Origin of the sequence: Rhodococcus sp. OK611 (assembly GCF_003050885.1) — a bacterium.
GTDB classification, from domain to species: domain Bacteria; phylum Actinomycetota; class Actinomycetes; order Mycobacteriales; family Mycobacteriaceae; genus Rhodococcus_G; species Rhodococcus_G oryzae.
The window spans coordinates 105,305-122,861 of the sequence record NZ_QAOZ01000002.1; the positions used below are offsets into that span (position 1 = coordinate 105,305).

General features: G+C 69.9%; 19 protein-coding genes. 11 read left to right on the forward strand and 8 right to left on the reverse strand.

The genetic code is table 11. The features are described from left to right. The first annotated feature begins 1 nt into the window (after nucleotide 1). From C8K38_RS02345 to C8K38_RS02365, 5 genes are all read left to right on the forward strand, one after another. On the forward strand, nucleotides 2-364 hold the full coding sequence (locus C8K38_RS02345) for a hypothetical protein (RefSeq protein WP_097210077.1): 363 nt from the start codon (nucleotides 2-4) through the stop codon (nucleotides 362-364). Next, entirely contained in the window at nucleotides 361-975 is a 615-nt protein-coding gene (locus tag C8K38_RS02350; protein WP_097210078.1) for a hypothetical protein, read from the forward strand. Before C8K38_RS02345 ends, C8K38_RS02350 begins: the two co-directional genes overlap by 4 nt. Further along, nucleotides 972-2,858 carry a metallophosphoesterase family protein gene (locus tag C8K38_RS02355; protein WP_097210079.1) on the forward strand — a complete coding sequence of 629 codons (1,887 nt, stop codon included), beginning with the start codon at nucleotides 972-974 and terminating at the stop codon, nucleotides 2,856-2,858. The genes C8K38_RS02350 and C8K38_RS02355 overlap by 4 nt, the downstream gene beginning before the upstream one ends. Next, entirely contained in the window at nucleotides 2,858-4,420 is a 1,563-nt protein-coding gene (locus C8K38_RS02360) for a GMC oxidoreductase (protein ID WP_097210080.1), read from the forward strand. The genes C8K38_RS02355 and C8K38_RS02360 overlap by 1 nt, the downstream gene beginning before the upstream one ends. A 114-nt stretch (nucleotides 4,421-4,534) precedes the next feature. Next, nucleotides 4,535-4,840 carry a hypothetical protein gene (locus C8K38_RS02365; protein WP_143548372.1) on the forward strand — a complete coding sequence of 102 codons (306 nt, stop codon included), beginning with the start codon at nucleotides 4,535-4,537 and terminating at the stop codon, nucleotides 4,838-4,840. On the opposite strand, the gene C8K38_RS27970 is transcribed toward C8K38_RS02365, so the two are convergent. Further along, nucleotides 4,800-5,420: a hypothetical protein gene (locus tag C8K38_RS27970; RefSeq protein ID WP_179800431.1), complete on the reverse strand. Its 621-nt coding sequence runs from the start codon at nucleotides 5,418-5,420 to the stop codon at nucleotides 4,800-4,802. The genes C8K38_RS02365 and C8K38_RS27970 overlap by 41 nt on opposite strands. Here C8K38_RS27970 and C8K38_RS02375 point away from each other — a divergent pair. Continuing rightward, on the forward strand, nucleotides 5,419-6,708 hold the full coding sequence (locus tag C8K38_RS02375) for an adenylosuccinate synthase (protein ID WP_077040487.1): 1,290 nt from the start codon (nucleotides 5,419-5,421) through the stop codon (nucleotides 6,706-6,708). The two genes, C8K38_RS27970 and C8K38_RS02375, sit on opposite strands and share 2 nt — an antisense overlap. A 19-nt stretch (nucleotides 6,709-6,727) precedes the next feature. Here the strand turns inward: C8K38_RS02375 and C8K38_RS02380 are convergent, their stop codons facing one another. Then, nucleotides 6,728-8,407, reverse strand: a complete 1,680-nt coding sequence (locus tag C8K38_RS02380) for a tyrosinase family protein (protein ID WP_097210082.1) — start codon at nucleotides 8,405-8,407, stop codon at nucleotides 6,728-6,730. A gap of 144 nt (nucleotides 8,408-8,551) precedes the next feature. Here C8K38_RS02380 and C8K38_RS27030 point away from each other — a divergent pair, with 144 nt between their 5' ends. Continuing rightward, nucleotides 8,552-8,686, forward strand: coding sequence for a LysM peptidoglycan-binding domain-containing protein (locus tag C8K38_RS27030; RefSeq protein ID WP_179800432.1), 135 nt, complete (start codon nucleotides 8,552-8,554; stop codon nucleotides 8,684-8,686). A 208-nt stretch (nucleotides 8,687-8,894) separates the two neighbouring features. Here the strand turns inward: C8K38_RS27030 and C8K38_RS02390 are convergent, their stop codons facing one another. Beyond that, complete coding sequence (locus C8K38_RS02390) at nucleotides 8,895-9,440, reverse strand: methylated-DNA--[protein]-cysteine S-methyltransferase (protein ID WP_097210084.1); 546 nt, start codon at nucleotides 9,438-9,440, stop codon at nucleotides 8,895-8,897. Nucleotides 9,441-9,521: 81 nt separating this feature from the next. After that, entirely contained in the window at nucleotides 9,522-9,755 is a 234-nt protein-coding gene (locus C8K38_RS02395) for a hypothetical protein (RefSeq protein WP_097210085.1), read from the reverse strand. 61 nt (nucleotides 9,756-9,816) lie between these two features. On the opposite strand from C8K38_RS02395, the gene yczR reads away from it, so the two are divergent. Next, nucleotides 9,817-11,316, forward strand: a complete 1,500-nt coding sequence (yczR, locus tag C8K38_RS02400; protein WP_097210086.1) for a MocR-like transcription factor YczR — start codon at nucleotides 9,817-9,819, stop codon at nucleotides 11,314-11,316. Nucleotides 11,317-11,354: 38 nt separating this feature from the next. Continuing rightward, nucleotides 11,355-12,233, forward strand: a complete 879-nt coding sequence (locus C8K38_RS02405) for an alpha/beta fold hydrolase (protein ID WP_097210087.1) — start codon at nucleotides 11,355-11,357, stop codon at nucleotides 12,231-12,233. 85 nt (nucleotides 12,234-12,318) lie between these two features. Here the strand turns inward: C8K38_RS02405 and C8K38_RS02410 are convergent, their stop codons facing one another. Next, entirely contained in the window at nucleotides 12,319-13,416 is a 1,098-nt protein-coding gene (locus C8K38_RS02410) for a CaiB/BaiF CoA transferase family protein (RefSeq protein ID WP_097210088.1), read from the reverse strand. A 153-nt stretch (nucleotides 13,417-13,569) separates the two neighbouring features. Here C8K38_RS02410 and C8K38_RS02415 point away from each other — a divergent pair, with 153 nt between their 5' ends. Continuing rightward, nucleotides 13,570-13,950 carry a VOC family protein gene (locus tag C8K38_RS02415; protein WP_097210089.1) on the forward strand — a complete coding sequence of 127 codons (381 nt, stop codon included), beginning with the start codon at nucleotides 13,570-13,572 and terminating at the stop codon, nucleotides 13,948-13,950. A gap of 3 nt (nucleotides 13,951-13,953) precedes the next feature. Here the strand turns inward: C8K38_RS02415 and C8K38_RS02420 are convergent, their stop codons facing one another. Continuing rightward, nucleotides 13,954-14,382, reverse strand: a complete 429-nt coding sequence (locus C8K38_RS02420; RefSeq protein ID WP_097210090.1) for a hypothetical protein — start codon at nucleotides 14,380-14,382, stop codon at nucleotides 13,954-13,956. A gap of 56 nt (nucleotides 14,383-14,438) precedes the next feature. On the opposite strand from C8K38_RS02420, the gene C8K38_RS02425 reads away from it, so the two are divergent. Next, a complete protein-coding gene (locus C8K38_RS02425) occupies nucleotides 14,439-14,921 on the forward strand; it encodes a DUF456 domain-containing protein (RefSeq protein WP_097210091.1) in 483 nt (160 codons plus the stop codon). A gap of 316 nt (nucleotides 14,922-15,237) precedes the next feature. Here the strand turns inward: C8K38_RS02425 and C8K38_RS02430 are convergent, their stop codons facing one another. Then, nucleotides 15,238-15,975, reverse strand: a complete 738-nt coding sequence (locus tag C8K38_RS02430; protein ID WP_097210092.1) for an amidohydrolase family protein — start codon at nucleotides 15,973-15,975, stop codon at nucleotides 15,238-15,240. Between the two features lie 82 nt (nucleotides 15,976-16,057). Then, complete coding sequence (locus C8K38_RS02435) at nucleotides 16,058-17,422, reverse strand: FAD-dependent oxidoreductase (RefSeq protein WP_097210093.1); 1,365 nt, start codon at nucleotides 17,420-17,422, stop codon at nucleotides 16,058-16,060. Nucleotides 17,423-17,557 lie beyond the last annotated feature (135 nt).

Consider the following 17,557-nt stretch of genomic DNA (forward strand, 5'->3'; position numbering starts at 1 on the left):
GATGCCGCGTTCGCTGCTGTGGAGCCACCTGCTGCTGTTGCTCTGCGCCTCGCTGCTCATGGGGGCCGGACTGGCCGCAGAACTCTCCGACGAGGCCACCGGTCCGCGGCCGCTGCCCGACGGCTGGTTCCTCGCGCTCTGGCTGATCGCGTTGCTGACCGGGCTGCTGATGATGGGCACCGAATGGCTCAGCGGCCTCGGCTGGCCCTCGCGGGTCGCGGTGGTCGCGGGGGTGGCCGCGACGGCCATCGCGTACAAGACCGACTCGCTCAGCTCCGTCGCGGTGGTCCTGTGGTTCGTCCAGTGGGCGGCGGTGGCGTACTGGTTCTATCGGCTCGCCTTCGACGCCAGGGCCGACCGGTGAGCGGGCCGTCGGAGCGGCCCGTCGCCGGGATCCGCTTCGGGGAGACGATGACCGGGCAGATCACGCTCGGTGAGACCGACCCGAGGTCGGGGTATCGCAATCCGGGCGCGTTCGGTGTCGTGGTGCGCGGGACCATCCACATCGAGGACCTGGGCGCGTTTCTCGACGACCCGCGCCACGAGGCGCGGCTGTCCGGCGAGGTCGACATCCCGTCGCTCGGTGGCCGATTCGAGTCCGACTCGGGACGCTTCGGCCTGTTCACCCCGACAGAGCAGGCCCGGATGACCCACATGGTCTACGAGTTGGGTGTGGACGTCGGTGGGGTCAGGCACTGGTTCCGGGGCCACAAGGAGATCCGGGTCGCCGGTCCGTGGCGGCTGTGGCCCGCCACCACCACGCTGTTGGTGACCCTGCACGAGGGGGATCGCGAGGGACCGGTGGTGGCGGCGGGCATGCTGCGGCTGCGCCTGACCGCCTTCACGGCGCTGCTCGGTTCGCTGACCGTGACCGGTGGCGTGTCGATGTGGCGCCGGTGGGGGGCCTCGGGGCGGTTCACCGCGTTCTTCGCGGGCGGACTGATCTCCACCTACCTGCTGCGGCGGCGGGCATGACGGTGCCGTACCGGATGGACGCCGGGCGGCTCACGATCAGCCCGCAGCGCAAGGTGGGCTGGTTCGAGGCCCGGCAGCTCGTCGCCCTCGGCGCGCGGGCCGTCGCCGCGTCCGTGATCGGTTCGATGAGCGGGCGCCGCGAGATCATGGCCGCGCTCGAGGCCGAACCGGCATTCTGTGCGGATTGCTCGGGCGCGGAAGAGATCTGGCTGGACTACATGGCGGACACCGGCGACGGCTGGAACGCCACCGCCTCCGTCGCCTGGCTGCTCGGCCGGGACGGACTGGTCGTCGCGGAACCGGGCGCCCCGGTACCGCAGCCGGTGCCGGCCGACTGCCGGACCGAGGGGCTGCCGACCGCGGGTCCCGGGCAGACGGTGCTGCCCGCGGGCGAGGTGCTGTTGCTGGGTGGTGACCAGGTCTACCCCGCGGGATCGCGTCAGGAGTACCAGCACCGGCTGGTCGATCCGATGCGCAGCGCCCGGATCGCGCACCCGCGGGGGCGCAGTCTCTTCGCCATCCCTGGGAACCACGACTGGTACGACGGCCTCACCAGCTTCATCCGGCAGTTCTGTCAATCACCCGACGGCAGAACCTGGTTCGGCGCCTGGGAGGCACAGCAGCGACGCAGCTACTACGCGCTGCGGTTGCCGCACCGGTGGTGGGTCTGGGGCGTGGACACCGCTCTGGAGGACGACCTGGACCCGCCGCAGTACGACTACTTCCGGGCCCGCGCGCAGCAGCTCGAGCCCGGCGACCGGGTGATCCTCTGCGTCCCGAACCCGACCTGGATCGACGATGCCGCGGCCGGAACTCCCGGTGGCCGAGTGGATTCCGCGACCGCCACGAAGCTCGACGTCATCATGGACCTGGCCCGCAGACCCGACCGCGACATCGAGGTGCCGTTGGTCCTCAGCGGCGACCACCACCACTACGTGCGCCACCACGGCACGGTGGGGGAGCAGGAACGCCACTACATCGTGTGCGGCGGGGGCGGCGCCTTCACCCAGGGCACGATCGGCACGCCGGTGGACGTGTCCATGTCGGACGGGCCCTCCTACGTCGGCTCGGCCCGATTGCAGGCGGCCTTCCCGACGGAGCGACAGTCCGTTCGGCTGCGACGCGGGGTGTTGGGCTTTCCGGCCTCGAACGTCTTCTTCACCGCCGTGCTCACGGTGTTGTCCGGGTTCGCCGCGATGCTGCTGGGAGCGGGCGGCGGCAACGAGGGGATCCTGGGCGGCGTTCTCGGCACCCTGCAGGGGTTCGGACCGGCCGCGGTGTGCCTCGCCATCGTCGCCGCCTTCTCGGCGTTCGCGGTCAGCGGCCGCGCACCCGGGATGCCCCCGGCCGCCGCGGGCGCGGTCGGCGGGGCGCACGCGCTGCTCCTGCTGGCGGGCGGATTCCTGCTCGTGCGGGCGGTGCTGAAGGCCGGCCTCGCCTGGTGGTTCAGCGTCCCGATCTCGTTGGCCGCGCTCTACATGTACTGCGGCACGCTCTTCGGGCTGTACCTGTTCCTGAGCCACAAGGTGCTGGGCATGCACAAGCTGGAGGTCTATTCCGCACAGGGCATCGAGGGTTACAAGTCCTTCCTCCGGATCCACATCTCCGCCCAGGGGCTGCGTGTCCATCCGATCGGCCTGCGCGCACCGTCGACCGGCTGGGTGGCGGCGCCCGGCGTGGAGTCCCGCGACGACCCGGCACCGCGGGGTCGGTTCCGCCGGACCGGGTCGGTGAGCCTGGACCTCCCGGACGGCTGTCAGCGGGTCATCGACCCGGTCGAACCGCTGCGCCCGCACCTGATCGAGGCGCCGTTCCTGATCCCCAACGGCGCCGTGCCCGATCCCACGCCGTCCGCCGTGCGCGCGCCGGGCGGTTCGCCGTGATGTACGACGTGGTGGTCGTGGGCAGCGGGTTCGGCGGCGCGGTCGCGGCGTGCCGGCTCGCGGCGGCGGGGCGCAGCGTGCTGGTGCTCGAACGGGGCAGGCGATGGGAACCGGAGGACTATCCGCGCAGGCCCGGCGACGCGTGGCTGTTCGATCCCCGCGCCCCGCATCGGCGCAACGGCTGGATGGAGCTGCGGTTCCTGGATCAGATGGTCGTCGCGCAGGGCGCGGGGGTCGGCGGGGGATCGCTGATCTACGCGAACGTGTGCATCGACGCCAGGCCGGAGGCGTTCGACTCCGGCTGGCCGGCCGCGATCACGGCGCGGGAGATGACGCCGTACTACCGCGACGTCGCCGAGATGCTGACCCCGATGGAGATCCCCGCGGGTCAGCACACCGCCCGGCTCGAGCTGATGCGGCGGGCAGCGGACGCCATAGGCGAGGGCCAGCGCTTTCAGAAGGTGCCCTTGGCGATCCGGTTCGACCCGGGCTTCACGCCCTCGCCCGCGGAGACACCCGAGTACGAGAGGTCGGTCGCGGCGCCCAACGCCCAGGGCCGCGAGCAGGGCACCTGCGTGCACTGCGGCAGCTGCGACGTCGGGTGTCCCACGCGGGCGAAGAACACACTCGACCTGAACTATCTCGCGGCGGCGGAGGATGCCGGTGCCGTCATCGCGCCGCTGTCCCTGGCGCGGTACCTCTCGCGGGAGGACGAGGGCTGGCGGGTGCATTTCGATCACCTGGACGGCGGTCGTCGCAGGCCCGACTCGGTGACGGCACGCCGGGTGATCCTCGCCGCCGGGTCGCTCGGGTCGACGGAACTGTTGCTGCGCTCGCGCGACGAGTACCGGACGGTGCGGGAACTGCCGCGTGCCCTCGGTCGCGGATGGAGCTCGAACGGAGACTTCCTCACCCCCGCCGGGTACGGCCGCACGTCGGTCGCGCCGACCTCCGGTCCCACGATCACCTCGGCCATCGACTTCCTCGACGGTTCGCGGGGAGGGCGGTACTTCGTGGAGGACGGCGGGATCCCTAACCTGCTGCGGAACTGTTTCGAGCAGCGGCTGCGCGACGGCGTCGGCTCCCCGTTGCGTCGTCGCATGTGGCTGCGCCTGTCGCAGGCAGGCGCGTTCGACTCGGTGATGCCGTGGTTCGGTCAGTCGGTCGACGCGGCGGACGGCTCCTTCTACCTCGGTCGTGGCCGGGTGCGGCCGTGGCGCCGGGTGGTGAAGCTGGACTGGAATCCGCACCGCTCTGAGACGGTGATCGGGGCCATGGCCGAGATGCACGGGCTGCTGACCGAGGCGACCGGGGGCAAGCCCAACCCGTTGCTGACCTGGAAGCGGTTTCGGGCCCTGGTGACGCCGCACCCGCTGGGCGGATGCAACATGGCGGCGTCGCCCGCGGCGGGGGTCGTCGATCACGCGTGCCGCGTGTTCGGGCAGGACGGGCTCTACGTCATGGACGGCGCGGTGATACCGCGGGCGATCGGCAGGAACCCGTCGAAGACGATCGCCGCGGTCGCGGAACGCGCGGTCGCCCTGCTGCTCGCGGAGGACTGATCGCGGCGCGAACGGGCGGGTAGTGGACTACTGGTGCCGATGTCGGTGGGCAGTGTCACGATGGAGTCAGCGCGAACGATAGACATGTGGGACGGATGAACCGAGGTGACTCCGATGACATGCATGACCGTCAGGGTGGTCAACACGACCAACGAGGAACTGCTGCTCGACAATGGGCCGCCGAGCCCTGTGCAGCCGCCACCCCCGCGGCGGATCGGCCCGCACGCGACCGACGAGTTCCGGACGGACACCGACCTGTGTTATCTGCTCGGCGGCGATCCGGACCGGGCGATCTTCATGCAGCTCAACGGTGCCGTCTGGGCGCCGCCCACCTCTTCGATCCGGGCCGCCGCAGGCCCGTCCGCGCTCGAGGTCGAGGTCAGCACCGCACCGTGGGTGCACGCGCCGCACGCCATATGACCGGACGAGCCCATGGGCTCAGTTCGCTGCGCGCAGCGCGCCGAACAGGCCGTCCTTTCCTCCCCGGGGCCAGCGGTGAATACAGCGCGTCGGCGTCGCCGAGGCTTTCGCCGTTCCCGAACAGCAGGCCCCACAGGCCCTCGACGGCCAGCGGCTCACCGGCGTCGTCGCGGAGATAGTCGACGAATTCTCCGGTGGCGTCGTCGAAGGCGAGGTGGCCGGCGCCTGCGAAGTTGCCGACGAGGAGCTTGCCTGCCAGTGCGCCGAACTCGTCGGGGCCGCTGTGGCGGACGATCTGTCCGTCGGCTGCCCTGTTCGGTCCATCCGGAGATGTGGCCGGAGTCGGTGGCGAACAGGAAGCGGGCGGTGTCGTCCTGGGGCCCTTCCAGGCGTGGGCAACAATATTGATTAGCCTTGCCTCACCATGGTCGATTGTCAGCGAAATCCGGGTTCTGGTGACGTGGTTGGCAGCTGCGTCGGTCGGCTGGACTAAACTGTCCTTTCGGCCACTGTCCATGGACGGCTGGCCTCTGCGCTGCGACATGCACAGATGCCCGTCAACCGTAGGAGTCAACGTCATGCCGGCAATCGTCCTGATCGGAGCCCAGTGGGGCGACGAGGGCAAGGGCAAAGCTACCGATCTACTGGGCGGACGCCTGCAGTGGGTGGTGCGCTACCAGGGCGGTAACAACGCGGGTCACACCGTTGTCCTGCCGAACGGCGACAAGTTCGCGCTGCACCTGATCCCGTCGGGCATCCTGACCCCCGGCGTGACCAACGTGATCGGCAACGGCGTCGTGGTCGACCCGGGCGTGCTGCTGACCGAGCTCGCGGGCCTCGAGGAGCGCAACGTCGACACCAGTCGGCTGCTGCTCTCGGCCGATGCGCACCTGATCATGCCGTACCACGTGGCCATCGACAAGGTGACCGAACGCTTCTTGGGCGCCAAGAAGATCGGCACCACGGGCCGCGGAATCGGGCCCTGCTACCAGGACAAGATCGCCCGCGTCGGCGTGCGTGTCGCGGACGTCCTCGACGAGAAGATCCTCACCCAGAAGGTCGAGGCGGCCCTGGAGTACAAGAACCAGGTCCTGGTCAAGATCTACAACCGCAAGGCGCTCGACGCGCAGCAGGTCGTCGACGAGGTGCTCGGCCAGGCCGAGGGCTTCAAGCACCGGATCGCCGACACCCGGCTGCAGCTGAACCAGGCGCTCGAGGCGGGCGAGACCGTGCTGCTCGAGGGGTCGCAGGGCACGCTGCTCGACGTCGACCACGGCACCTACCCGTACGTGACCTCGTCCAACCCCACTTCCGGTGGTGCGGCGGTCGGTTCGGGTATCGGGCCCACCAAGATCACCACGGTCCTCGGCATCCTCAAGGCGTACACCACCCGTGTCGGCTCCGGTCCGTTCCCGACCGAGCTGTTCGACAACCACGGCGAGTACCTGGCCAAGCAGGGCGGCGAGGTCGGCGTCACCACCGGTCGTGCGCGGCGCACCGGCTGGTTCGATGCCGTGATCGCCCGTTACGCAACGCGCGTCAATGGCATCACCGACTACTTCCTCACCAAGCTGGACGTGCTGAGCAGCCTGGACACCGTGCCGATCTGTGTCGCCTACGAGATCGACGGCGTGCGATACGAGGAAATGCCGATGTCGCAGACCGAGGTTCACCACGCGAAGCCGATCTACGAGGAGATGCCGGGCTGGTGGGAGGACATCTCGCACGCCCGCACCTTCGAGGAGCTGCCGGTGAACGCGCAGAACTACGTGCTGCGGCTCGAGGAGCTCTCGGGCGCCTACATCTCCTGCATCGGTGTCGGCCCCGGCCGGGACGAGACCATCGTCCGCCGCGAGGTCCTCAGGTAGGACCCACGGCCCGGGCGCATCAGCCGACGAACAGGCCGATGCGCCCGATCCGTAGCGGCAGAGTGGTTTTCGTGGGGAGACCGGATTCCACGGCGCCCGCGTGTGTCTTCGTGGTGGGCCGCACCGGCTGAACCGTCACCGTCAGCGCCGCCGGGTCCCACCGGTAGGCGGATGCGAGCGCCTGCACCAGGGCGGTGATGTCGAAGGTGAAGCCCAGTCGCCCGTCGGCGTCCACGCCGAACAGCGAGAAGGTCCCGGCGAGGTGGTGTTCGGGCTTACCGTCGACCTCGGCGTCGGGCAGGTTCATGTACACGTGGTACACGCACCCCGGGTTCCGTTGTGCTGCAAGGCCGTCGACCGTCAGCAGCACCGCGCCGAAGCCGGCCGCAGCCGCGGTGTCCGGGGCGTGCTCGACCACTGGGAGGCTGCTCGGCGAGACCTCGAGCCCGACGGTGGTTCGTCCGGTCAGCTCGGTCGGTCCAAGAGACGACGCGACCAGCGTGGGATTCGGCGCGACCGGGACCACCCTCTGCGGCCGGACGGGGAGCTGGGCCTGGTCGTCGTAGCGGTATCCGAGTCGATCGACGTGATCGAGCACGTCGCGGACCGGGCAGTCGACGGGGCGGCCGTCGGCGTCGAAGAACCGGAACTCGGCGTCGAGCCAATCCCCATCGGTCGGATTCGCGTGGCGCTCGAGCCACTGCACCCACAGCCGGTCGAGATTCGCGTGGTGCAGCCAGAAGATCGGGTCGCGGGGCGCGGAGTCGGCGTTGCTCATCAGCGCGCCGAGCTCCCCGCCCGGATCGCCACCGATGGCCGCGTGCACCGCGCCGTGCGGGATGTTCTCCAGCTGCCCGGAGAACCCGGTGCGCATGGCGCCGGCGAACGACGGCTGCCACATCGCGGTGAACGAGGACGTGATGGTGGGGCTCAACGGATCCCCCGCCATGAGGTCGGCGTTGCGCAGCGGGGCGGCGAGTGCCAGCGGATTTGGTGAGCCGTCCGGGAGGGCCAGCCCCGTGTCGCGGAACGGGTAGGGGAGCGTGCTCTGCGGCTCCGGGTTCCCGTAATTCCAGTAGGGCAGTGCGAAATCGGCAGGCCCGCCGTTGTCGATGACGGCCGCGCGCAGGATCTGCTCGAAGAAGTACAGGTACATCCGGTGCCACGGGAGGAAGAAACGGTTGCCGTCCTGGCTGTCGCGCGCATCGGCGAAGGTGGCGCGGTAGGCGCGGTACAGGTTCGCCTGGAACTCCCAGCTGGTGGGGTCGTCGGCGGGGCGGGCCTGCATTGTGCACACCGCCTGCGCGTAGGCGAGCAGGGTCTGGTCCCAACCGCGCCCGGTGCTCAGGCGCCACACGTTGCGCCGGATACGTTCCGTCGATCGGGTCGGCGGGTTCTCGGCGGTGGCCTGCACCTGGTCCAGCCCGAGCACCGCCCGCGGCCCGAGTTCTCCCGTCGCCGCAGCGGCCGGGGTCCTCAGCACGCTGATCTGGAACCGGCGCACGGCCGCCTCGGTCTCGCCGCCGTAGGCCTTGTCGATGCCGTGCACGGGCAGGCTGTTCGGGTCCCAGGACAGTAGGGCGGTCTGGACCTTCCCCACCGCGTCGCCTGCGTCGTTCCTGGTCCGCGACATGGTGTCGAGGCCCGCGGCGATGGCGGCGAGCACGCCGTCCCCCTGGAACAGTGCGGAAACGATCATTGAGCGGGCCCCCCGGACGGTTCGGACATCGAAACTGACTCGATCATGATTCTTCGGTGGATAGTCCTCACAGTCGCGGGTAGTGCACTACCTGTTCCGCGGGCAATCCCGTCCGAGTACCCGCCCGGTACCAAGATGCACGTCGTGGAGCCGGGCGGAAGCATGTCGGATGTGGCGCTTCGGTTCGGCGGCAATGTCGGGGAGATCCTGCGGCTCAACGGGTTCCCGAGTGTGGATACGGTGATCTATCCGGGGCAGGTGCTGATCGTGCCGCGGTGAGTGCCCCCATGGGCCGGGTGGGTTGCGGTGAGGCGTTCACCGTCATGGAGGAGTTCATCGCGACGCCGGGGCGCCGGGGCAGGCCGCGAGCATCAGGGGTTGGGACTGCCACCCGCGCGAGAACAACTTCCCCGAGTGCACCAGGGACGGCCTGATGATGTTCGGCGCGCCGTAGGGCGGCCACGCGTCGGGGCGGTCATGGCCCCGATCAGAACAGTGTTGGCTCGTCAAAACCCGGGGCGCGCTCGATCGTCAGCAGCGCGCGTTTGGTGACCGCGCCGCCGGGCGCGGAGAAGCCGCCGGTCTTCCCACCGGCGGCGAGCACCCGGTGGCAGGGGACCAGGATGGGAATCGGGTTGCGCCCCAACGCCTGACCTACGGCCTGGGCAGCGTCGGGGCTGCCGATCCGGGCGGCGACCTCCCCGTAGGTGAGAGTCGCCCCCGGCTCGATCGCCCTGGTCACCGCGTAGACCCGGCTGTCGAAGTCCGGCACCGCGCGCAGATCGAGCTGCACGTCGGTGAGGGGATCGGGTTCACCCGCCAGCAGCGAGACGACGCCGTCGATCGCGCGTCGGGCCGCGGAGCTCGAGTCCGGATCCCCCTCGGTGGCGTCGGGGAAGAGCTGCGCGTTCCGCTCACGGGTCAGCTCGTCCGAGCCCTCGGGCAACTGAAAGCCCACGATCCCCTGCTCTCCCCACACCACCGCGCACCGGCCGACCGGGGTGTCGAAGAGGGCGAATTCGAGTGAGCGCACGGGTTCAGTATGAGTCAGGTAGCCGACATCCGCCCGGAGTACCAGTCCAGTTGGAGTCAACTGGACTGGTAGATCCGGGGGTCAGTGGTGGGGCGCGCCCTTGCCCGCCACGACGGCCTCGTGTCGGGACTGCGCGGCCTGCAGGTCGCGGTGGGCGCGCTCCGCATCGCGACCCTCCGGCAGCAGTCCGGCCAGTGGTGCGGCGGGACGGAACTGGTCGAGGTGGAAGATTCGCGTGCCGTTCGACCGGCGCGCCGCGACGTACAGGCCTGCGGAGCCGAGGGCCAGGATGGTGAGGGTCAGTGCTGCGAACATGTCCCCATCCTGCGCCCAACTGGTATTGCAATAAACATCCACTTTGCGAATACTGGACTGCATGGCAATCAGGGTGCTCGGAGCGACCACGTTGGCGCGCGATCTCGGGAAATGGCAGGACGACGAGTCCGGGGGCCGGCGCCGCGTCTCCCGGCCCGCGTACCGCGCGCTGGCGGACAACGTGCGGATGTTGGTGGCCGACGGCCGGATCCCGTTGGGGGTGGCGCTGCCCAGCGAGCGTGACCTCGCGGGCGTGCTCGAACTGAGCCGGACCACCATCACCTCCGCGTACGCGGTGCTCCGCGACGAGGGATACCTGATCAGTAGGCAGGGGTCGCGAAGCACGGTCGCCCTGCCCGAGTCCGGTGCCACGGGTAAACTGCTGCGCGGCACCATGTTCGGCGGATCTGCCGTCGGAGGCGCGAGCACGGACCCGGTCATCGACCTCACGTGCGCCTCGATGTCCGCGCCGGTCGAGCCGATGCGAAGGGCATACGCGGAGGGACTCGACGCGTTGCCCGCCTACCTGGGCGGGCACGGCATCGAACCGGTCGGGCTGCCGGTGTTGCGCCAGGCGATCGCCGAACGGTATTGCAGGCGAGGCCTGCCGACCGCCCCCGAGCAGATCATGGTCACCGCGGGCGCGCAACACGCGTTGGTCCTGGTGCTGGGCCTGCTCGCCGCGCCGGGTGAGCGGGTGCTCATCGACCACCCGACCTATACGAACGCCATCGAGGCGATCAAGAGGATGGGCGCCCGGCCGGTACCGGTCGCGGTCCGGCAGGAGACCAGGGGCTGGGACCTGGACGGAATCCGCAGCACCGCACGGCAGACCGCGGCCAAACTCGCGTACCTGGTGCCGGACTTCCACAACCCGACGGGCTTCTGCCTCGACGACGAGGGCCGCGCCGAACTGGCCGCGATCGCCCGGGACACCCGGATGACGCTCATCATCGACGAGACGATGGCCGACCTCGGGCTCGACGCGCCCACTCCGACGCCGGTCGCTGCCTTCGCGCGCGGCGCGGGACGGGCGGACATCGTCACCATCGGCTCTACCTCCAAGGCCTTCTGGTCCGGGCTGCGGATCGGCTGGATCCGGGCGGAGGCCCCGCTGATCAGTGCGCTCGCCGCGTCGAGGTCCGCCCTCGACTTGGGCACCGCGGTGGTCGAGCAGCTGGCCGCCGTGTCGATGTTCGAGGTCGAGGACGAGGTGCTGCCGGAGCGTCGCGAACAGCTCCGCAGCCAGCGCGCCGCATTGCTCGACGCGGTCGCGACGGATCTGCCGGACTGGCGGTGCACCCCGGGCAGCGGCGGCATGGCGCTGTGGATGCAGCTGCCGGCTCCGATGTCGACCGCGCTCGCCGCCACCTCGCCCTACCACGGCGTACTGCTCGCGGCCGGCCCACGGTTCGGGCTCGAGGGCGCGTTCGAGCGGTACATCCGGCTGCCCTACGCCCGCGGCGAGGAGGAGCTCAGGGCCGCGGTCACCGGCATCGCAGCCGCCTACCGCGCGCTCTCCGGGGGCGTGGAGGTGGAACGTCCGGCCCTGGTGATCTGACGTCGACGGATCTAGCGTTGACGCCAACGGAGGCTCCGGTGCGCCGAGATCACGTTGGACCACAGGATCGCGTCATTCGCCTGCGCGACGGCCGTCTGTTGGGTTTTGCGGACTACGGTGACCCGGCCGGATTCGTCGTCGTGAACGCCCACGGTGGGCTGGCGGGACGGCTCGACGTGGCGGCCGCGTCGGCCGTCGCCCACGACGCAGGGATCCGGTTGGTCTCGCCGGACCGTCCCGGCATCGGGCTCTCCGATCCGCTGCCGGGACGGACGCCGCTGGACTGGGCGCGTGACGTCGAGGAGCTGGCCGATCACCTCGAGGTCGACCGGATGTCGGCGATGGGGTGGTCGATGGGCGGACAGTACGCCGCGGCCCTCGGGTTCGCGTTGGCCCCGCGACTGAACAGGGTGGCGATCGTCGCGGGGGCACTACCGCTGACCGAGGACGGCGTGTTCGACCGGTTGCCCACGATGGATCGCGTGTTCACGCGGCTGTCCCAGCGCGCCGCGCCGGTGGCGCGGGTCGTGTTCCAGGCGATGGGTGTGACGGCACGGTCCGCGCCGACGCTGTTCACCCGGGTCTCGGCCAGGGGACTCGGCAGGGCGGACGCCGAGGTGATCCTGGGCGAGCCCGTCGCGAACTTCGCCGCCATGACGGGTGCGGCGTTGCGCGGCGGCCGGGGGATGGTGGAGGACTACCGAGCCTGGATGCGGCCGTGGGGATTCGGTCCCGAGGACCTCGCAGTGCCGGTCGACGTCTGGTACGGCGACGACGACGAACTCGTCCCGAGCGCATGGCCGAGGGAGCTGGCCCGGCGGATCCCCGGCGCACGGCTGCGCACGCGTCCGGGCGGCCACTTCATGGCGCATCGGTATTACCGGGAGATCTTCGAATCACTCTCGGCGCCCGCGTGATCCGGCTCCGGTGCCGAAAAGGGGCGGGCGGGGTTTCCCGACAGGATGACCCCACCCGCCCTCGTGGCGTGCGAATCGCGACCCGCTACGTCCAGATGTCGGCCGCGTCGACGGCCGCGCTCGGCGGCGGGGTCGGGAGGCCGGTCTCGGTCCGCGAGAACCGCGGCGCCGGGCGGTGCTGGGTGACCTTGTCGAGCTCGACGAGCGAACCGCGGGCCGCGATGTGCGCGTTGTCGGGGGCCTCGGCGAAGGTCAGGACCGGGGTGGTGCAGGCGTCGGTGCCCTCGAAGATCGCGGTCCACTCGTCGCGGGTCTTGGACAGGAAGCGCTCGGTGAACACCTTTCGCAGCTCCGGCCACGCGTTCGCCTCGTTCTGGCCGGGCAGTTCGGTGGGATCGAGCTCCAATCCCTGGAGCAGCACCGCGTAGAACTGCGGCTCGATCGCGCCGACGGCCATGTACTTGCCGTCCGCGGTCTCGTAGGTGTCGTAGTAGGGCGCACCGGTGTCGAGCATGTTCACGCCGCGCTCATCCGACCACACCCCCTGTCCGCGGAAGCTCCAGATCATGTGCGAGAGGGCCAGCGTGCCGTCGACCATCGCGGCGTCCACGACCTGGCCCTTGCCGGAGTTCTGCCGTTCGACGAGGGCGGCGAGGATGCCGAACACCAGGAACATGGAGCCGCCGCCGAAGTCGCCGACCATGTTCAGCGGCGGCACCGGGCGCTCGCCCTTGCGGCCGATGGCGTGCAACACGCCGGTCAGGGAGATGTAGTTGATGTCGTGGCCTGCGGACTGCGCGAGCGGTCCCTCCTGGCCCCAGCCGGTCATCCGGCCGTAGACCAGGCGCGGATTGCGCTCGAGGACCACGTCGGGGCCGAGCCCCATCCGCTCGGTGACACCGGGCCGGAAGCCCTCGATCAGGACGTCGGCGCGCTCGAGCAGGCCGAGGACCTTCTCGATGTCGGCCGGGTCCTTGAGGTTGGCCTCGACGATCCGGCGGCCGCGCTGGGTCTGGTCGTGACGCTTGTCGGGGCCGGGGATCATCCCGGCGCGCTGTACCCGGACGACATCGGCGCCGAGGTCGGCGAGCAGCAGCGCGGCGTGCGGTCCCGGCCCGATGCCTGCCAGTTCGACCACGCGGACGCCCGCGAGCGGGCCTTTCCTTACGTCTTCTGCGGACACGGATTCTCCTCGTTCTGAGCACGATATTGCGTGAATTAACAGACGTTAACCCGTGGCCAATGGGGTGTGTGCCGCGGGTCACGGATCGGCTCGAGAGGGGCCCGTAGGGGCGGGGGTCTTGCCTGTTCGCGACCGGCCGAGCAGAGTGAGGCCATGGCCTTCCCCGGTCGACTCGTGGCGTTCGCGCCCAGCACGGACCTCGACGTCTCGGCGATGTTCTACGTAGACACGCTGGGGCTCACCCTCACCGAACGGACCCCGTTTGCGCTGGTGGTCGACGGTGGGAACGGGGTCGAACTCCGGATCACCCTGGTGCAGTCGAAGGCGGACACCGGGTACACGGTACTCGGCTGGCAGATGGACGACCTGGACGCGGCGGTCGAGGAACTGCGGTCCAAGGGGGTGGAGTTCAGCCGGTACCCGGGCCTGGATCAGGACGAGCACGACGCCTGGACGGGCCCCGACGGCACCAGGATCGCGTGGTTCCGGGACCCGCACGCGAACGTGCTGTCGCTGCACCAGGTCCCGGCGTAGCGGTCAGCCGAGCAGCTGCCCGCGGGCGAACCCGGCCAGCAGTACCGCGAAACCGCCCATCTCGCCGGCGATCAGCGCGATCATCGCCAGGTGCAGACCCAGGTCCGGATGCTCGAACTGGTTGGTGGTGTCCCGCTTGGCGCCGTGCACGACATAGCTCGCGATCGCGCCGACGAAGAAGAAGACCGTCACGGCCGCGGCCACCAGGTTCACCCAGGTCGGCCAGGCGCTGAGCTCGACGAACACCGCGATCAGCAGGGTCGCAAAGGAATACAGCAGTGCCGCCCGGTGCGCGATGTCCACGTACGGGTGCGCGAGGTGGTTCTCCGACAGCGCCATCTGCCGGTACTTCCACACGCCGAGACCGAGTGCGAGCAGGAAGATCAGCCCGGCGGCGAGCAGGGTCAGCGTGGTGTCGATCCCCAGTTCCATCCGGCCATTGTGGCGTGCGCGCCTGCGCCGGTCCGCGGTCTGGCACAGTGTCGCCCGTGAGCGTCGGTGTTGAGGTCCTGATCGGGTTGGCGATCGTGGTGGGACTGGTGGGGGTCGTGCTGCCGATCCTGCCCGGTGCGCTGCTGATCCTGGGGGCCATTGCGGTCTGGGCGATCCTCGAAGGCACCGGGACCGGGTGGTCGGTGTTCGCCGCGGCGGCCGTGCTGCTGGTCGTGTCGGGTGTCGTCAAGTACACCTGGCCGGGACGCCGGATGCGCGACGCGGGCGTGCCCAAGCGGTCGCTGGTCGCGGGCGCGCTGCTGGGGATCGTCGGGTTCTTCGTGATCCCGGTCGTCGGCCTGCTGATCGGCTTCCTGCTCGGCACCTACCTGGCGGAGGTACAGCGCCACCGCACACACTCGGATGCATGGCGTTCGACCGTGCACGCGACGAAGGCCGTTGGGCTGTCGATCCTGGTGGAACTGCTCGGCGCGCTGCTGGCGGCCGGGATCTGGTTGGCCGCAGCGATCTTCGCGTAGGGGAACCGGGAAGGTTTCAACCCGCGTTCACCCTCCGAGCACTGAAAGCGGCCGGGACGTCGGGTACAACTATCTGGACGCTGGGTCTCGTGGCGTCGACAATCCCGCAACCGCTAAGGAGCACCGATGTCCTCGTCTGATCTGTCCGACCTGTTCGGCGCGCTGTCCACCGTCTTCGGCATCCTCGACGGCTCGTCCGCCCCGACGGGTGGATCGTCGAAGTAGTCATGCTCCACCCCGCCTCTCCGTGGGGCGAACGGGCCTCTGCCGCCACCTCTAGGAGTGGCGGCAGAGGCCCGATCCGTTTGTCGCCCGGTCAGGTGAGCCGGTACCAGGCGCGGGCGTTGCCGCCGAGGACCGCCTCGAGGTCGTCGCCCACCGCGTCCGCGACGATGTCGAGGTCCGCGGCCTCGAAGGCCCGCCTGGCTCTGGTCCCGGGCAGGTCCGTGCCGAACATCAACGACTCGGGGTTCACGGCGTGGATGCGGCGCAGCGCGTCGCCCACGTCGTCGATGGTGGCCCGGCCGAAGCCGGTGGCCTTCACCTTGACGCCGCGGTCGACCAGGTTGAGCAGGTAGGGCAGGCCCCTGGTGGACATGCCGAGATGGTCGATGCTCACGGCGGGCAGCTTCTTGAACACCGGCTCCAGGGACAGCAGCAGCGCCGCGTCCACGTAGAACTCCGCGTGCCAGCCCACCAGGTCCCAGGCCCGCTGCGCCTGCGTGGCCAGCAGTTTGAGGTCGGTGGCGCTGCGGCGCAGATTGAAGCGCAGTGCCCGGACGCCTGCCTTGTCCAGCGCGACGATGTCCTCGTCGGTGGCGTCCTCGGCGAGCTGGGTCACGCCCACCCAACCGGGGCCGAGCTCCTGCAGCGCGGCGACCAGGTAGGCCTGGTCGGTGCCCTGATACGACGCGGTCACCACCGCGCCGCCGTCCACGCCGAAGCCGTCGACCCGCTTGCGATAGTCGGCGATGGTGAACGGTTCCGGCAGGTAGCCGTCGTTCTCCACCAGCGGGAACCGGGGATCGATGATGTGTACGTGGGCGTCAAACACTGTAAGAGCATGCCTTGTCGGTGACAAAAGTGTGGCGTCCGGCCCGCTCAGCGGGCCGAACGCCACCTCGATCTGAAGAAGCCTACTGCTGCGACGCGCGCAACATGTCCTCGCGCTCGACGACCTTGATGCGCTCGCGGCCCTCGGGCTCGCCGAGGGAACGCTCGTGGGCGTCGAGGCGGTACCAGCCGTCCCAGGTGGTGAACGGGACCTGCTTGCCCTCGAGGAACGTCACGACCGCGTCCTCCTCGGGCTGCGCTGCGCCCTCGAAGCCGGGGGCGTCCTCGAGCAGGCAGGCGATGGTCTCGTTGGCGTCTCCCTTGGTGTGGCCGATCAGGCCGACCGGGCCGCGCTTGATCCAGCCGGTGACGTAGGTGCCCGCGATGTGGTTGCCGTCCTCGCCGATGACCCGGCCCGCCTCGTTGGGGACGGTCCCGGCCTGGTCGTCGAACGGCAGCTTCGCGATGTTCTGCGACAGGTAGCCGACGGCGCGGTAGACGGCCTGGACGTCCCAGTCGTTGAACTTGCCGGTGCCGCGGACGTTGCCGGTGCCGTCCAGCTCGGTGCGCTCGGTGCGCAGGCCGACGACCTTGCCGTCCTCGCCGAGCACCTCGGTGGGCGACTCGAAGAAGTGCAGGAACAGCTTGTGCGGGCGGTTGCCCTGGTCGCGGATGGCCCAGTCCTGCAGGGTGTTGGCGACCATGTCGACCTGCTTCGAGCCGCGGCGCGCGGCCTCGGAGCCCTCGTCGTAGTCGATGTCCTCGGGGTCGACGATGACCTCGATGGTGGGCGAGTGGTCGAGCTCGCGCAGCTCCAGCGGCGTGAACTTGGCCTGCGCCGGGCCGCGGCGGCCGAAGACGTGGACCTCGACGGCCTTGTTGTTCTTCAGGCCCTCGTAGACGTTCGCCGGGATCTCGGTCGGCAGCAGCTCGTCGCCGGTCTTGGCGAGCACGCGCGCGATGTCGAGGGCGACGTTGCCGACGCCGAGCACGGCGACCTTCTCGGCCTCCAGCGGCCAGGCGCGGGGGACATCGGGGTGGCCGTCGTACCAGGAGACGAAGTCGGCGGCGCCGTAGCTGCCGTCGAGCTCGATGCCCGGGATGTTGAGCGCCCGGTCGGCGTTGGCGCCGGTGGAGAAGATGACCGCGTCATAGAAGGTGCGCAGGTCGTCGAGGGTGATGTCGGTGCCGTAGTCGATGTTGCCGAGCAGGCGGACCTGCGGCTTGTCGAGCACCTTGTGCAGGGCGGTGATGATGCCCTTGATTCGCGGGTGGTCGGGGGCGACGCCGTAGCGGATCAGGCCGAACGGTGCGGGCATCCGCTCGAACAGGTCGATCGACACGCCGCGTCCGGAGGCAGTATCGGACTTCATGAGGGCGTCGGCGGCGTAGATACCGGCAGGGCCGGCACCAACGATGGCCACGCGCAAAGGACGGGTCTGAGTCATCGGGAGCGAACTACCTTTTCGATGTGCGGACAGTCGGTGATTTTCGAGCGACCTGCTAGCAGTCGCTAGCGGTTTCGAGCAGTGGTCAGGCCGTTCTCGGGCCCGCCGGTCGGCTTCCAGCTTAGGCTAAGCACA

Bases quoted from the DNA above. Each gene is read 5' to 3' on its own strand.
- yczR (WP_097210086.1), top strand. From the start codon at position 9,817: ATGGCAATCAGGGTGCTCGGAGCGACCACGTTGGCGCGCGATCTCGGG.
- C8K38_RS02345 (WP_097210077.1), top strand. From the start codon at position 2: ATGCCGCGTTCGCTGCTGTGGAGCCACCTGCTGCTGTTGCTCTGCGCC.
- C8K38_RS02365 (WP_143548372.1), top strand. From the start codon at position 4,535: ATGACATGCATGACCGTCAGGGTGGTCAACACGACCAACGAGGAACTG.
- C8K38_RS02435 (WP_097210093.1), bottom strand. From the start codon at position 17,422: ATGACTCAGACCCGTCCTTTGCGCGTGGCCATCGTTGGTGCCGGCCCT.
- C8K38_RS02395 (WP_097210085.1), bottom strand. From the start codon at position 9,755: ATGTTCGCAGCACTGACCCTCACCATCCTGGCCCTCGGCTCCGCAGGC.
- C8K38_RS02360 (WP_097210080.1), top strand. From the start codon at position 2,858: ATGTACGACGTGGTGGTCGTGGGCAGCGGGTTCGGCGGCGCGGTCGCG.
- C8K38_RS27970 (WP_179800431.1), bottom strand. From the start codon at position 5,420: ATGACGTTGACTCCTACGGTTGACGGGCATCTGTGCATGTCGCAGCGC.
- C8K38_RS02380 (WP_097210082.1), bottom strand. From the start codon at position 8,407: ATGATCGTTTCCGCACTGTTCCAGGGGGACGGCGTGCTCGCCGCCATC.
- C8K38_RS02355 (WP_097210079.1), top strand. From the start codon at position 972: ATGACGGTGCCGTACCGGATGGACGCCGGGCGGCTCACGATCAGCCCG.
- C8K38_RS02375 (WP_077040487.1), top strand. From the start codon at position 5,419: ATGCCGGCAATCGTCCTGATCGGAGCCCAGTGGGGCGACGAGGGCAAG.
- C8K38_RS02415 (WP_097210089.1), top strand. From the start codon at position 13,570: ATGGCCTTCCCCGGTCGACTCGTGGCGTTCGCGCCCAGCACGGACCTC.
- C8K38_RS02420 (WP_097210090.1), bottom strand. From the start codon at position 14,382: ATGGAACTGGGGATCGACACCACGCTGACCCTGCTCGCCGCCGGGCTG.